General features: G+C 70.0%; 15 protein-coding genes. 5 read left to right on the top strand and 10 right to left on the bottom strand.

Annotation, left to right across the window (positions count from 1 at the left end; all coding sequences use genetic code 11):
* Positions 1–36: 36 nt before the first annotated feature.
* Genes G369_RS0111905 through G369_RS35745 form a run of 4 tightly spaced genes read right to left on the bottom strand, consistent with a single transcriptional unit; the run spans position 37 to position 2,742 of the window.
* Positions 37–654, bottom strand: a complete 618-nt coding sequence (locus G369_RS0111905; RefSeq protein WP_019654227.1) for a YiiX family permuted papain-like enzyme — start codon at positions 652–654, stop codon at positions 37–39.
* 31 nt (positions 655–685) lie between these two features.
* A complete protein-coding gene (locus G369_RS0111900) occupies positions 686–2,170 on the bottom strand; it encodes a TRAP transporter large permease subunit (RefSeq protein WP_019654226.1) in 1,485 nt (494 codons plus the stop codon).
* Complete coding sequence (locus G369_RS39405; RefSeq protein ID WP_244164310.1) at positions 2,171–2,359, bottom strand: hypothetical protein; 189 nt, start codon at positions 2,357–2,359, stop codon at positions 2,171–2,173.
* Positions 2,356–2,742 carry a C4-dicarboxylate ABC transporter substrate-binding protein gene (locus tag G369_RS35745; RefSeq protein WP_244164309.1) on the bottom strand — a complete coding sequence of 129 codons (387 nt, stop codon included), beginning with the start codon at positions 2,740–2,742 and terminating at the stop codon, positions 2,356–2,358. The genes G369_RS39405 and G369_RS35745 overlap by 4 nt, the downstream gene beginning before the upstream one ends.
* A gap of 85 nt (positions 2,743–2,827) precedes the next feature.
* On the opposite strand from G369_RS35745, the gene G369_RS0111890 reads away from it, so the two are divergent.
* Positions 2,828–3,400 carry a putative glycolipid-binding domain-containing protein gene (locus G369_RS0111890; RefSeq protein ID WP_019654225.1) on the top strand — a complete coding sequence of 191 codons (573 nt, stop codon included), beginning with the start codon at positions 2,828–2,830 and terminating at the stop codon, positions 3,398–3,400.
* 17 nt (positions 3,401–3,417) lie between these two features.
* Here G369_RS0111890 and G369_RS0111885 read toward each other — a convergent pair whose 3' ends face one another.
* Positions 3,418–4,413: a Bug family tripartite tricarboxylate transporter substrate binding protein gene (locus G369_RS0111885; protein WP_019654224.1), complete on the bottom strand. Its 996-nt coding sequence runs from the start codon at positions 4,411–4,413 to the stop codon at positions 3,418–3,420.
* Positions 4,410–5,330 (bottom strand): LysR family transcriptional regulator, encoded by a 921-nt coding sequence (locus G369_RS0111880; protein WP_019654223.1) that lies wholly within the window; start codon positions 5,328–5,330, stop codon positions 4,410–4,412. Before G369_RS0111880 ends, G369_RS0111885 begins: the two co-directional genes overlap by 4 nt.
* Positions 5,331–5,451: 121 nt before the next feature.
* On the opposite strand from G369_RS0111880, the gene G369_RS37110 reads away from it, so the two are divergent.
* Genes G369_RS37110 through G369_RS0111865 form a run of 3 tightly spaced genes read left to right on the top strand, consistent with a single transcriptional unit; the run spans position 5,452 to position 10,558 of the window.
* Positions 5,452–8,184: a tannase/feruloyl esterase family alpha/beta hydrolase gene (locus G369_RS37110; RefSeq protein WP_019654222.1), complete on the top strand. Its 2,733-nt coding sequence runs from the start codon at positions 5,452–5,454 to the stop codon at positions 8,182–8,184.
* Positions 8,181–9,548, top strand: a complete 1,368-nt coding sequence (locus G369_RS0111870) for a hypothetical protein (protein ID WP_019654221.1) — start codon at positions 8,181–8,183, stop codon at positions 9,546–9,548. The genes G369_RS37110 and G369_RS0111870 overlap by 4 nt, the downstream gene beginning before the upstream one ends.
* Positions 9,549–9,580: 32 nt before the next feature.
* On the top strand, positions 9,581–10,558 hold the full coding sequence (locus G369_RS0111865; protein ID WP_019654220.1) for a tripartite tricarboxylate transporter substrate-binding protein: 978 nt from the start codon (positions 9,581–9,583) through the stop codon (positions 10,556–10,558).
* A 7-nt stretch (positions 10,559–10,565) separates the two neighbouring features.
* Here the strand turns inward: G369_RS0111865 and G369_RS0111860 are convergent, their stop codons facing one another.
* From G369_RS0111860 to G369_RS0111850, 3 genes are all read right to left on the bottom strand, one after another.
* Entirely contained in the window at positions 10,566–10,982 is a 417-nt protein-coding gene (locus G369_RS0111860; protein ID WP_244164308.1) for a hypothetical protein, read from the bottom strand.
* 69 nt (positions 10,983–11,051) lie between these two features.
* The gene (locus G369_RS0111855; RefSeq protein WP_019654218.1) at positions 11,052–11,588 is read right to left on the bottom strand and encodes a GrpB family protein; all 537 of its coding nucleotides are present in this window, start codon (positions 11,586–11,588) and stop codon (positions 11,052–11,054) included.
* A 47-nt stretch (positions 11,589–11,635) separates the two neighbouring features.
* Positions 11,636–12,589, bottom strand: a complete 954-nt coding sequence (locus tag G369_RS0111850; RefSeq protein WP_019654217.1) for a GlxA family transcriptional regulator — start codon at positions 12,587–12,589, stop codon at positions 11,636–11,638.
* A gap of 108 nt (positions 12,590–12,697) precedes the next feature.
* Here G369_RS0111850 and G369_RS0111845 point away from each other — a divergent pair, with 108 nt between their 5' ends.
* Positions 12,698–13,711, top strand: a complete 1,014-nt coding sequence (locus G369_RS0111845; RefSeq protein WP_019654216.1) for an SLAC1 anion channel family protein — start codon at positions 12,698–12,700, stop codon at positions 13,709–13,711.
* 13 nt (positions 13,712–13,724) lie between these two features.
* On the opposite strand, the gene G369_RS0111840 is transcribed toward G369_RS0111845, so the two are convergent.
* Positions 13,725–14,513 carry an IclR family transcriptional regulator gene (locus tag G369_RS0111840; protein ID WP_019654215.1) on the bottom strand — a complete coding sequence of 263 codons (789 nt, stop codon included), beginning with the start codon at positions 14,511–14,513 and terminating at the stop codon, positions 13,725–13,727.
* Positions 14,514–14,576 lie beyond the last annotated feature (63 nt).

Genomic DNA, 14,576 nt, shown 5'->3' with positions numbered 1-14,576 from the left:
GCTGCTTGCGCGTGCGGGGCGATTCGCCCGACCCGGTCAGCGCGTCTCCACCGTCACCAGCAGCGGCGAGTCGAACATCGCCGCGGGGGAGATCACGGGCTCGTCCATCGGCACCCTGTCGCCGTAGCGCTCGCGCATCTTGGCGCGAACGGCCGGGTCCTTCAGGTTGAATTCGCGGATCTTCTGCAGCTCGCCGATGCGCACGCCCAGCGCGCGCTGGTAGAGCTTCCACACGAGTTCGGAGCAATAGATGCGCTGGTCGGACCATTCGAAGGTCAGGTCGTAGGGGCGGCCTTCGAAGTCGGCCGTGCCGGCGCGCAGCCTTGCAACGGCACCCGGCGTGAGCAGCGTGTCGGCCTTGCGCAGCCGCTTGACCACGTAGTGCCCGCCGTTCCCGCGCGCCGTCCATTGCGCGAGCGGCGTGTAGCGCACGGTGGAGACCGCCTCGAACACGTAGGGCTTGCCGTCTCTCGTCAGCACGATGCCCATGTGGCTGTAGCGCGAGCCGGTCGCGCGCTGCACCGCGAGGCTCTGGGCCGAGCGCGAGGTGTGGAAGACGATGTCGCCGTCCTTCAGCTGCGTCGACGCGCGGGCGGCGCCGGCCAGGAGCAGAGACAGGGCGAGGGCGATGACTGCTGGGAGCCGGAAGGTCATGGACGCGCATTGTGCGGCACGCCATGCGCGGCTATTTCTCCTCTGGCGGCGGGGCGCTGTCGCCCGTATCGGGCGGCGCCATCTCGCGCATCAGGCGCTCCACCGCCTCGTCGTTCATCGGCCCGGCGGGCATGAGCGCGGTGGGCGAGGTGCGCAGCCAGCGCGTGGTCTGGGGCAGCGCCATCACCAGCGCGGTGACAGTGGCGAGCACCGCGAGATACGGCGCCAGCACCCGCGCGAGGGCGCCGGCCGGCGGTCGCGGCTTCACCTGCCCGCGCGCCAGCACCAGCGCGTAGCCGAAGGGCGGCAGCAGGAAGCCGGCCTGCAGCACCAGCAGCGTGAGCGTGGCGATCCAGGCCGCGTCGTCGAGCTGTGCGAGCACAGGCGGCATGACGATGGGCACGATGAGGAAGATCAGCTCGAAGGCGTCGAGCACGAAGGCAAAGGCGAGCAGCACCGCCAGCACCACCGCGAGCCCGATCATCGGATGCTGCTGCAGCGACAGCATCAGCCGCGCGATCAGCCCGTCGGTGCCGAAGCCGCGCAGCAGCAGCGAGAAGGTGGTGGCCGCCACCAGCAGCGCGTAGAGCGCGCCGGTGAGCGCCATCGCGTCGTCGAGCACCTGCCACAGCACCGCACGCGTGAGCTGGCGCGACAGCAGGCCCCACGCCAGCAGCAGCACGCAGGCGGCAGCCGCGCCTTCCACCGCGCGCACCCTGCCGAGCGTGACCAGCACCAGCAGCGCGCCGATCAGCAGCGGCACCAGCAGCAAGGTCCAGCCCTCGCCGCGGCTCAGCGGTTCGCGCGGCACGGCGTCCCGTGGCTTGCGGCGCGCGCCTAGCCATGCCACGGCGAGCCAGCCGACCAGCAGCGCGGCGGCCGGCACCAGCGCGGCCTGCAGGATGTCCTGCGTGTTGACGACGCGGCTGGCCGTGCTCGCCGAAGGCAGCGCCAGTTCGCGTGCCATGTTCATGCCCTCGGTGTGCGCGCGCAGCATTGCGTCGCCGAGCAGCAGAAGCACCAGCGAGGGTGGCACGATCACGCCCAGCGTGCTGGTCACGGCCACGAGTGCAGTTCGCCGCGCCGGGGGCAGTCCCTCGCGCGTCCAGCCCTGGCCGGCGGTGCGGGCGAGCGTCAGCAGGCTGGCGCCCACCGAACCGTTCATCGGCGCGAGCAGCAGCCCCAGCACCATGCCGGCGATCTCGGGGGCCGCGCGCGGCGCGACCAGGGCCAGCACCTTGCGCAGGCCGTGGTACAGGTGGCCGGCCAGCGCCAGCCGGTTGAGGAGTGCGCCCACCAGCGCATAGAGCGCGAGCGCCTGCAGCAGGTCGTGCTCCAGCAGCCCGACGATGCGCCATGGCAGGTTCTGCAGCAGCGCGAGGTCGAAGGCACCCAGTGCCAGGCCGGCGAGCGCGCCGATCGTGCATGTGCCCAGCAGCACGGCGTAGGTCGGCCAGCCGGTGGTCATCATCAGCGCCAGGGCCAGCGCGAGCAGGGCGAGTCCGAGCCAGGGCATCTACGGGCCGGGCTGTCCGGGTTGGCCGGTGTCTTCTGGCGGGTTCGCCGGGCGCAGCTCCTGCCGGAGGTCGAGCGCGCTCTGCACCGCCAGCAGCGCGGCGAGCAGCAGCAAGGCCACCTTGATCATGAAATAGCCGGGGTTGAAGGTGTCGGGAAAGAGTTCGAGCGCCTCCACCGAGCGCATCACCGGCGCAGCGCGGTGAAGACCAGGAACAGCGACCAGGGCAGCACGCACAGCGCCGCGCCGATGCGGCGCAGCCGCGCATGGCGCCCGGCGGTGTCGGCCGCCAGGTCGGGCCGGGCCACCAGGTGCGCGCCGCGCCGCCCGGCATGCCTCAGCGACACCGCCACATACAGCGCGAACAGCCACTGCGCGAGGTCGTTGGCCTGCGTCGGGCCGTTGCCGGAGCCGGCGAGGTCGCGCAGCGGCCACTGCGCGAAGAGCAGCAGCGCGATGGCGACGGCGAAGGTCATCGCGACGCGGTCGATCCAGTCGAGCCAGCGCGGCGCCGGCGGACCGGAGGGCTGCGCGGAGTCCGCGGGGGGAGGGGTGTCTGCCGGTGGCGTCATGCACGGAAATCGTCTCCCCCGAACCTGACTGGCACCTGCGGGGCGGCGGGTCATTGCTTGCGCCGCGCTGCATGCCGGTGCCATCATGCGCGCCATGCAAACGGTCGCCTCCATCCTCTGGCGCAGGCTCGACGTACCGGGCCACGATGCCTGCCGCCTCGAACGCAATGCCTCGGCCTGGCAACTCGACGGTGCAGCCGTGTTCCGGCTGGAAGACGGCCGCATCGGCCAGCTGCACTACCGCGTGCGCTGCGACCTGCTATGGCACACCCAGTGGGGCACGGTGCGCGGATGGCTCGGCGACTCGGCGGTCGACCTCTCGATCGCCCGCGACGCGCGCGGCCACTGGAAGCTCAACGACGAGCCCGTGTCCGACCTCTCGCACTGCATCGACCTCGACCTGGGCTTCACGCCCGCCACCAACCTGCTGCAGCTGCGCCGCCTGGGCCTCGCGAAGGGCGAGGGCGCCGACGCCCCCGCCGCGTGGCTCGACATCGACGGCGGCGGCGTGCTCAGCGAACTGATGCAACGCTACGAGCGGCGCAGCGAGACCGAGTACGCCTACGAGGCGAAGCGCTTCGACTACGCGGCCACGCTGAGCGTGACGGCCGACAGCTTCGTCGCCGACTACCCTCGGCTCTGGGTGGCCGAGAAGTAGTCGGCAAGCCATCGCGTTCAGTCGAACTGCGACCGATCCCCCGTCACCAGCTCCCGGTTGCGCCGCCTGTCCAGCGCGATCTCGTGCGCGAAGGCGTCACTGCCGCCGCCCGCTGGCAGGTTGTAGGCCGCGCGCAACCGGGAGCGCACCGCGTCGCTTTCAAGCACGCGGTTGATCTCGGCGTTGAGCATCTGCACCACCGCGCCCGGCGTGCGGGCCGGCGCGAAGATGCCGAAGAGCGAATCGCGGTTGGCCTTCTCGAATCCCAGTTCCGCGAGGGTCGGCACCGTGGGCAGTGCATCGATGCGTGCCGGAGCGCCCACGGCCAGCGCCTGGAAGCGGCCGCCTTCGATGTACTGCAGCTGCTGCGCGGCGACGTTGGTGGAGAGCACCTCGAACTGGCCGCTGAGCGCATCGTTGAGCTGCGGGCCGCCGCCCTGGTAGGGGATGTGCGTGATCTCGGTGCCGCTTTGCACGCGCACCTGCGCGAGCACGAGGTGGCCGATGGTGGCCACGCCCGAGGTGGCCCATCGCACCTCGCCGGGCTGCCTGCGCGCCCGCGCGATCAGCTCGCCGAAGCCGCGGCCGGTGAAGGCGGGGGTGCCCACCACCAGCACCGGCGTGCGCATCACGCTGGCCACGGGCATGAAGGCGCGCATCGGGTCGTAGGGAACGCGTGCGAGCAGCGGGTGCAGCGTGAGCGGGCTGATGGCGGAGAAGGCCAGCGTGCTGCCGTCCGGGGCCGAACGGGCGAGCGCATCCATGCCGAGGCTGCCGCCGGCCCCGGGGCGGTTCTCGATGATCACCGGCACGCCGAGCGAACGTGCGAGCGGCTCGGCCAGCACGCGCGCCATGCCGTCGCTCACGCCGCCGGGCGGGTAGACCACGATCAGGCGAACCGGCTTGTTCGGCCACTGCGCGGGTGCCGCCCGCAGCACGCCGGGCAATGCGCAGGCCGCGGCCAGCAGGGTGCCTGCGCGCTGCAGCAGGTGGCGGCGGCCCAGCCGTGTCATGAGCCGGGGTTCTCCTGCGCCAGCCTGCGCAGCAGCGCCGCGAAATTTAGCGCGGGCAGGTTGTCTTCCTCGGCGCGCGAGACCAGCGTGAGCGGCGCGTCGAGCTGCCCGCCGTCGGCCAGCCGCGCGTAGGCGATGGCGTGCGCGTGCACGCCGTGCATCGACGCAGGCACCACCGAGAGGCCGACCCCTGCGGCCACGAGATTGAGGTTGGTCATCATTCGATCGACTTCGGCCACCACGCGCGGGCGCAGCCCCTTGGCGTGGCACAGCGCGAGCAGGTCGGCATACAGGCCCGGAGCGCCCGGACGCCGCACGAGGATGATGCCTTCCTCGCAGAGCCTGGCGAGCGGCAGCGCCCGCGAGTCCTTGTCGCGGCCACGGGCAAGGCGGTGGTCGCTCGGCATGGCGACCAGCACCGGCTCGCGCAGCAGCGTCTCGAACAGCAGCCCCTCGGGCCGCGCGACCGGCACGCGCAGCAGGCTGCAGTGCAGGCGGCCGGCCGCCAGCGCCTCGGTGAGCTCGGCCGCGTTGTCCTCGCGCAGTTGCAGCTCGACGTCGGGGTAGGCGCGGCGGAACTCGCGCAGCGCGTCGGGCATGAAGCGGTGCGCCGCCGCCGAGCTGGTGAAGCCCACCGCCAGCCTGCCGGCCTGGCCCTTGGCCACCCGGGTCATGCGCTGCTTCATCGCATCCATGTCCTGCAGCATGCGCAGCGCCTCGGCCTGGAACAGCCGGCCCGCATCGGTGAGCGCCACGCCGCGCGGATGGCGGCGGAACAGCAGCACGCCCAGCTCGCGTTCGAGTGCCTTGATCTGCAGGCTCAAAGGCGGCTGCTGGATGCCCAGCTGCTCGGCCGCGCGCGTCATGTGGCCGGTCTCGGCGACGGCGGCGAAGTAGCGCAGTGCCCGTATGTCCATATGTTTTTGATATGAGAAGTGCCTTGTTATTTTATTTGACCCTAGGTCACACCGAATCTATCTTCCGGCCGCCCATTCAAGAACAAGCGGTCCAACGAGGCCGCATGCCGGAGACAAGTCCATGCGCAAAGAGCGCCCTGCATCGAAGTACCTCGCCGTCGCCAGTGCGATCGGCATCTCATTGGCCCTGGCCGCTTGCGGCGGCGGAGGCGGGGGAGGAGGCGGCGGCTTCGCCTTCCTGCCCCCGACCAGCACGCCGCCCGCCGGCGTGGGCGACAGCCCGCCGGCAGGCGACCCGCCCGACAACACGCCGCCTCCGGCCGTGCAGCCGGTCGCGTCCTGCGCCGACCTCGCAGGCCGGAGCCTGCCGGCCTCGCTGATCAGCCTGCCCACGCAGGGCGCCACCGTCACCAGTGCCACGCCCGTCGCCGCGAGCGACGCGGGCAACACGCTCGGCGACTACTGCCGCGTGCGCGGCACCATCCAGCCGGTCGACCCGAATTCGCAGTCCATCAACTTCGCGGTCAACCTGCCCGAGAAGTGGAACCAGAAGACCATCCACTTCGGCGGCGGCGGCTTCGACGGCGTGCTGATCGACGGCACCGAGGTCATCCGCTTCGGCCCCGCCGGCAAGCCCGCGCCGCTCGCGCTGGGCTACGCCACCTACGGCGACGACTCGGGTCACCAGTCGGGCAGCATCACCGACGGCAAGTTCGCGGCCAACGACGAGCAGCTCGCCAACTACGGCGGCAACTCGCTCAAGAAGACGCGCGACGTGGCGCAGGCCCTGGTGCTCGCGCGCTACGGCGTGGCGCCGAAGCACGCCTACTTCCTGGGCACCTCCACGGGCGGGCGCGATGCGCTGAGCTACATCCAGCGCTGGCCGCTGGACTACGACGGCGTGATCGCCAACGAGCCCGCGCTCAACTACACCGGCACGCGCCTGTCGAACGTGGCCGTGGGCCGCGCCCTTTACAACAACGGCGCCGCAGGCTGGATGGACCTGAGCGAGACGCTGATGGTGCAGAAGGCCGCGATGCAGGCGTGCGACAAGCTCGACGGCGCGGCCGACAACATCGTGAGCAACGTCGAGAGCTGCCGCCAGCTCAATGCACAGCTCCTGGCCTCGCTGCGCTGCCCCGGCGGTACGAAGACGGCCAAGACCTGCCTGTCGGACGCGCAGCTCGACACAGTGAAGGCCATCGAGTCGCCGCTCGATTTCACGACCTACTCGCTGGCCAACGGCGTGAAGCGCGCGGGCGGCTACAACCTGCTCGAAGGCGCGCTGGTGGCGGGCCCCTTCACCACGCGCGACCTGGGCACGCGCAAGGTGCCGGGCAACCCCGCCACGTCGGCCGACGCCAACATGTACGTCACCGGCGACCAGTGGGTGAAGTTCTTCGTCACGCGCATCGCGAACTTCGACACGCTCGGCTTCGACCCGCTGAACCCGGGCAGCTACGCGGCGCGCGTGACCGAGGTGTCGAACCTCACCGACGCGACCAACCCGAACCTCGCGCCCTTCTTCGGGCGCGGCGGCCGGCTCATCATGCTGCACGGCCTGGCCGACGAAGTGATCAGCCCGAACTCGACCATCGACTACTACAAGCAGCTCGTCGCAACGCTGGGGCAGGCGTCAGTCGACCGGAGCGTGCGCTTCTACACCGTGCCCGGCATGGGCCACGGCACCGGCAGCTTCATTCCCAACTGGGACTCGCTGGCCGCGCTCGAAGGCTGGGTGGAGAACGGCCTCGCGCCCGCCACCGGCGTCGCGGTCGACGCGGTGGCCGGCACCTACGGCCGTACGCGTCCTCTGTGCCTGTTCCCGGCCTGGCCCAAGTACCGCGGCAGCGGCAGCCTGGACGCGGCCGTCAACTACAGCTGCGTGACGGAGGTCGGCGACCCGCTGGCCTGCCCGAACCTGCCTGCGGCCGTCACCACCTACAAGGGCGGCGACAGCTTCGGCGAGGAACTGCGCGTGCAGATCGACCCGGGCACGATGGCCTATACGGTGACCATCGACGCGAGCCTGCAGCGCACGGCCGGCACGGTGCGCACCGGCACGCTGGTGTCGGAGGGGAACTGCAGCTATGCCAGCGCGGAGAGCGGGGCGGTGTTCAGCTTCGGTGCCGGCGGGGTGCTGTCGGGCGGCGTGAACGCCCCGAGCGGCGGCGGCTTCGCGCCCCTGCTGGCGTTCCAGAACACCTTCCAGAATGCGGCGACGCCGACGGTGTTCAACCCGGTGTCGAACATCTTCAATGCGGTGGGCGTGCAGCAGGGCACCGGCGGCACGACCGCGCAGGCGCTGGCGGTGCGTCTGCGCAATGCCGGCACCTTCCAATACTGCCGCGATGCCGCCAACGGCTTCATGATCTACGACACGACCTGCGCGCAGACCGAGAAGGGCTACATCACCTACAACGGCACCCGCGACGCCTTCGACCTGTTCACCACATCGCCGACCGGCAGCGCCGTGACCACCGGCGGCACGCTCACCGGCTCGATGGTCATCGGGCTCGTCAACGGCGCGGCGGTGCCGGTGCACCTGGTGCGCGAGTCGGCGGCAAACGCGGGCATGCGCCTCTTCGGCCTGCAGCAGAGCCTGGTCAGCGGCACGGCGGACGGAAGCTATGCGCTGCTCAGCGTCAAGGGCGAGAACCACGATGCCACGGTGGCCGGCAGCGGCTTCAATCTCGCAGGTGCCGCGGCCATGCTGGACTACGACACACCGGTGCTCGGCGTGGCACAGGCCGATGCAGGCCGGCCGGGCAATTTCATCTTCAACAGCGGCGTCCTCGCATTCGTTTCGACGGACGCGACAAAGGCGGCGCTCGAACTCGGAGTACGTCATTGAAAAACCCCCTGTCCCGCCTTGCGGCATCCACGGCCTTCGCACTGCTGGGTGCGGCATCCGCCATGCATGCACAGGCCGCACCCTCCGGCCCGAAGCCCGCAGCCTGCCCCTCGCCCGTGCCCGAATCGGCCCGCTGCTACACCGGTGAAGACGGCGCCGGTTCCTTCTACTGGATCGCGATTCCCCAGGGCTGGACGAGCAACGCCGGCCGTGTGCTCGTGATGCACGCCCACGGCGGCCCCGAGACCGGCCCGCCCAAGCTGGAGCGCAGCGAGGAAGACCTCAAGCGCTGGGCCGTCACCGTGAAGGCCGGCTATGCATGGGCCGCTTCCACTTACCGGCGCGGCGGCTACGGCGTCACCATGGCGGCGGAAGACACCGAGCGCCTGCGCCGGATCTTCGTGCGCCATTTCGGCCAGCCGCACCGCACGCTGCTGCACGGGCAGAGCTACGGCGCGGGGGTGGCGGCGAAGGCGGCGGAGCTCTATGCGCCGGCCGGCGGCGCCAAATCGCCTTACGACGGCCTGCTGCTCACCAGCGGCGTGCTCGGCGGCGGCAACAGCGCCTACGACTTCCGGCTCGACCTGCGCGTGGTCTACCAGTACGTCTGCCGCAACCATCCGCGCCCCGACGAGCCGCAGTACCCACTGTGGATGGGCCTGCCGCTCGATTCGAAGCTCACGCGCGCCGACCTCGCCGCGCGCGTGAAGGAGTGCACCGGCATCGGCCTGCCCGCCGCGCAGCGCACGCCCGAGCAGGCGGCGCGGCTGAAGACCATTGTTTCGGTCGTGAAGATCCAGGAGCGCTCGCTGCTGGGCCATCTCACCTGGGCGACGTGGCTCTTCCAGGATCTGGTGCAGAAGCGGCTCGAGGGCCGCAACCCCTTCGGCAACATCGGCGTGGTCTACAGCGGCTCGGCCGACGACGCGGCGCTCAATGCCGGCGTGCTGCGCTACGCGGCCGACCCGCAGGCCAAGGGTGCGCTCGCCGCCGACAGCCAGCCCACCGGCCGCACCGCGCTGCCCACGGTGGGCCTGCACGCCATCGACGACCCCACGGCCTTCGTCGAACTCGAGAACTCCTACCGCCGCATCCGCGACGCGGCAGGCACCGGCGACCTGCTGGTTCAGAGCTTCAGCAACGAGCGCGAGCACAGCTACCTGAGCGATTCGGAATACCCCGCGCTCTTCGCCGCGCTGCTCGACTGGATCGACAAGGGCGAGAAGCCCACGCCCGAAGGCCTCGCGCAACGCTGCAAGGCGCTGATGCCGCGCTACGACACCGACGGCAAGAACGGCTGCCACATCCAGCCCGCGTGGCAGCCACCCGCGCTCGAAAGCCGCGTGCCGTCACGCGCGCCCTGAATCCTTTTTCAATCCAACGTCACGGAGACATCATGAAGAAACTGTTCGCCCTCGCGGCGATCGCCGCTGCCGCAGTCGCTGCCCATGCGCAGGACTTTCCGGGCGGCAAGCCCGTCACCATCGTCGTGCCCTTCGCGGCCGGCGGCCCGACCGACCGCGTCGCGCGCGACCTCGCCGAGGCGCTGCGCAAGCCGCTGGGCGGCAGCACCGTCATCATCGACAACGTGCCCGGCGCGGGCAGCTCCATCGGCGCGACCAAGGTGGCGCGCGCCGCGCCCGACGGCTACACGCTGCTGCTCAACCACATCGCGATGGCGACCGTGCCCAGCCTGGTGCGCAACGTGCCGTTCAAGGTCGAGACCGACTTCGAGTACCTGGGCATCGTCAACGACGTGCCGATGACGCTCATCTCCAAGCCGAGCATCCCGGCCGCCAACTACAAGGAACTGAGCGGCTGGATCGCGGCCAACAAGGGCAAGATCAACCTCGGCAATGCCGGCGTGGGCTCGGCCTCGCACCTGTGCGGGCTGCTCTTCCAGAGCGCGACCAAGACCGAGATGACGCCCGTGCCGTACAAGGGCACGGCTCCCGCCATCACCGACCTGATCGGCGGCCAGATCGACCTGCTGTGCGACCAGACCACCAACACCACGCCGCAGATCCAGGCGGGCAAGGTGAAGGCCTTCGCGGTCACCACCTCGAAGCGGCTCGCGCTGCCGATGCTGAAGGACCTGCCCACGCTCGACGAGGCCGGCCTGAAGAACTTCCAGGTCACGATCTGGCACGGCCTGTATGCGCCCAAGGGCACGCCCGCGCCGGTGCTGAAGAAGCTCAACGATGCGCTCAAGGTCGCGTTGAAGGACCCCGACTTCATCCACCGCGAAGAGCAGCTCGGCGCCGTGGTGGCGACCGACAGCCGCATCGAGCCGGCGGGCCACAAGAAGTTCGTGATCGACGAGATCGCGAAGTGGACGCCGGTGATCAAGGCGGCCGGCGTCTACGCCGACTGAACGGAAGCTATGCCTGGCGGCTCATGGCGATCAGCGTCCAGACGATCGCCACGAGCTGTGCGATGTTGATCAGGATCGCGACCACGTGGGTTCTGCGGAACCCCGGGATCGCGTCCATGTAGTTCGCCTGGATCTGCGTGCCCAGCGCGTCCATCTTCGGGATGACCTTCCTGCGCAGCACCACGGCGATCGCCGCCAGTGCCGCAGCACCGGCCGCGATGCCCAGCCGGCCCGCCGACGCGAAGCTCACCGCCGTCGCGCTCGCGGTGATGAAGGCGGCGACGTAGTAGAGGTTGAAGAAGCCGCGCACGAAGCGCGCGTCCAGCGGCGTGTCGTGCTTGAGCACCAGCAGCGGGATCGAGCCCATGATGAAGTAGGCCGTCGTGACGAGCAGCGCCACCGTGAAGAACAGGGCGGCAAACATGGCAGCGGGCATCTCGGTTCACCTCCGTGCATCGGGCGGGCAGTGCGGCCCGGTGCGTCGCTGGAACTGTCACTCCCTGGGAATCTGGGCCTCGATTTCCTTGATTACAGCCTCTTTCTCGCGGTTGTATATCTGGGGATTGGCCGGATCGACGGCGTGGGCGCGGTCCTTGGCCTGCTCGTACCTGAGGCGCAGGTCGGGGCGGCGCTCGAGGATGTCGATGAAGGCCAGCGAATCCTTGTGGACCGGGTCGCCGCGGTGGCAGACGTGGATGTTGAGGTTGAAGCGCCGCCCCCCGTGCAGCACCGAGCCGCAGACATACGGCTTCTCGTCGCGATCGACCCAGACCGGGCGGCGGTGGAAGCCGATGCGCTCGAACGCCGCCTGCTCCTCGCGCAGGTTCTCGCGCGCGGTGATGGCGGCCACGTCGATCATGGGCTTGCCGCGCAGCCCGACGACGGCCGTGCTGCCGATGTGCACCAGCTCCACGCCGGGCAGCCTCGACTGCACGTACGCGCGCGCGTCGGCGAAGACTTCGGCGTAGGCCGGGTCGTAGGCGAGGATGTTGCGCTGGTCCAGTCCCTCGTCGAATGGCTCGATCTGCATGCTGCGCTCCGGTTGTCGTCGTGCCGCGGCTCTCGACTCTCTCTCACTCAGCTGGCGAAGCGCCTGCGGTACTCCACCAGGCTCACGCCCAGGCGGCGGCCGAATGCGCGCCTGAAGGCGTCCACGTTCGCATAGCCCACCGTGTCGGCCAGCCGCTTGGCCGGCAGGTCGGATTCCTCGGCCAGCCGGCGGGCGGCGTCGATCCTCGCATTCTCGACAAACTCGGCCGGCGTGGTGCCGGTCTCGCTGCGGAAGATGCGCGCGAAGTTGCGCTCGCTCATGCCGGCGCGCTGGGCGAGGGCGGGCACGGAGAGGTCGTCCTTGAGGTTCGCGAGCACGTGGTCCTGTATCTCGCGCATGGCGGAGCGCTCCGAGGTCTGCGCCGCCAGGTGGGCGCTGAACTGGCTCTGTCCGCCGGGGCGCTTGAGGAACATCACCAGCTGCCGCGCCACGCTCAACGCGAGTTCGCGGCCGTGGTCTTCCTCCACCATCGCCAGCGCGAGGTCCATGCCGGCCGTGACGCCGGCGGAAGTGAAGAGCTGGCCGTCGCGCACGTAGATGGCGTCCGACTCGACGTTGGCGAGCGGGTAGTCCGATGCGAGCTGGCCGGCGAGCTTCCAGTGCGTGGCCACGCGCTTGCCGTCGAGCAGCCCGCTGGCGGCCAACACGAAGGCGCCGCTGCACACCGAGCCGTAGCGGCGCACCGTGCGCGCCTGGCGCCGCAGCCACTCCTGCAGTTGCGTGTCGGCCGCCATGTCTTCCACGCGCGGGCTGCCCGCGACCAGCAGGGTGTCGATGGCGCCGCGATGCGTGGCGACCGTCGAATCCACGCCCAGCCGCAGCCCGCTGCTGCTCTTGAGCATGCCTTCGCCCGCGCCGATGACCTGCACGTGATAGGCGCGCCGGTCGCCCAGCTGCTGCGACGCCTCCGCGAAGACGTCGGCGGGGCCGGCCACGTCGAGCAGCTGGAAACGGGGGAAGGCGAGGATGGCGACACGCATGGCGGACAAGGCCCGGGGATTGGCGGAAAACGCCGTGAGTTGATGGAAATGGCCTGGTGAGTCTGGCGGAAAATACCAACTGATGCAAATCCAGCCAAGGAGAACAACATGCAGGAACAGGCTCTGGACCCTCTGAATCCCCTCAATCCTTCCTCCCCGGCGGCCGCGCCGCGCGTGCAGGGCTCCGTGCGCAATCTCCCGGTCAACCTCTTCGCCTCCGTGATGGGCCTGTCGGGCCTGGCCCTCGCCTGGCGGCTGGCGCACGACAGCCTGGGCGCGCCGGCCATCGTCGGCGAGGCCATCGGCGCCTTCGCGCTGGTCGTGTTCTTGCTGATCGCGGCGGGTTACCTGACGAAGCTGGCGCGGCATCCGCAGGCGGTGCGCGCGGAGTTCCATCACCCGGTGGCGGGCAACTTCTTCGGCACCATCGCGATCTCCGTCCTGCTGCTGTCGGCCATCGTCGCGCCCTACAGCGCGCCTCTCGCGCACTTCGCCTGGACGGTGGGGCTGCTCGCGACCTTTGCCTTGAGTTTCATCGGCCTGTCGCGGCTGCTGAAGGGGCAGGTGGACGCTTCGCTCGCCGTGCCGGCGTGGATCATCCCCGGCGTTGCCACGCTGGACATTCCCGTGACCGGTGCGCACATGCCGATGGCGTGGGCTCCTGAAGTCAACCTGGCCGCGAGCGCGATCGGCGTGGTGCTCGCGCTCGTGCTCTTCACGATGATCGTCGGCCGCCTCGTGCACCGCGACCCGCTCGCTCCCGCGATGGAGCCCTCGCTGATGATCCTGGTGGCGCCCTTCGCGGTGGGTTTCCTGGCCTACACCAACATCGTCGGCGAGATCGATCGCTTCGCCTCGCTGCTCTTCTACTTCGGCCTCTTCATGTTCGCGGTGGTCGCGCCGAAGGTTTTCCGCCGCGGCGCCAGCTTCGCGCCGAGCTGGTGGGCGATCGGCTTCCCGATGGCCGCGCTCGCGAATGCCGCGCTGAAGTACGCCGAGTCGCATGCGAGCGCGCCGCTGTGGGTGATCGCCATCCTGCTGCTGGTCGCGCTGAACGTGGCGCTGGCGGTTCTCACGGTGAAGACGGTGCGGATCGCGCTGAACGGAAAGCTGTTCGCCTGAGCAGGGCGCGCGCTCAGGCGTTCGCCAGCAGAGAGAGATCGCGCGCGGCCTGCAGCATCAGCTCGCGCGCGCGGTCCAGCGACGGGATCGCATGCCGGTCGATGCGGCGGATGTACGGCGTGGTCAACACCGCCAGCGCATGCCCGCGCGGGCCGAGGATGGGGCAGGAGATGTCGATCACGCCGAAGTACTGCATGCTCTCGCGCTGCCGGTAGCCGGTGGCGCGCACCGCCTCCAGCATGTGCTCCAGTTCGTCGGGCGGAATCTGCACCTCGCCGTCGAGCGCGACGTGCTCGGCCAGCATCTGCCGGCGACGCTCCTCGGACTCGCAGGCCAGCAGCACCTGGCCCGAGCCGGTGTCGAGCAGGTTCACGCGCGTGCCCGGCCGCACCGTCATGCTGCTCGCCGCGGGGCTGTTGACCTGCGCCACGATCTGCACGTTGCCCCGGTCGTACACGCCCAGGTGGCAGGACTGCTCGGCTTCCTTCACGTAGCGGTCCATCACCGGCAGCGCCTGGGTCACCAGCCTGTGGTTCGGCGGGTAGCGGTGCGCCAGGTCGAACATCTTCAGGCTCAGGCTGTAGCGGTCGCCGGCGAGCGATCGCAGCACGTATTGCCGCGCCACCAGCCTTTCGAGCATCCGGTAGATCTCGCTCGGGCCGCGGTCGAGCGCCTTCACGATCTCGCCGCGCGTCAGGCCCTCGGGCTGGTCGGCGAGCAACTCGAGGATGTCCAGCCCCTTGTCGAGCGCGGGGGCGCGGTAGCGGTCCTGCTGTTCCTGGTCGTCGGAGGGCTTGTTCAAGATGTCGTTTTGAGTTGTTTTGTTCACCAATGAATTTCAACAGCAAGAGACGCTGCTTGCAAG

The organism is Variovorax atrisoli 110B, assembly GCF_000382045.1.
Lineage (GTDB): Bacteria > Pseudomonadota > Gammaproteobacteria > Burkholderiales > Burkholderiaceae_C > Variovorax > Variovorax atrisoli.
The sequence above is the reverse complement of the archived record's forward strand: the minus strand, read 5'-3'. Positions and strand labels throughout refer to the sequence as shown.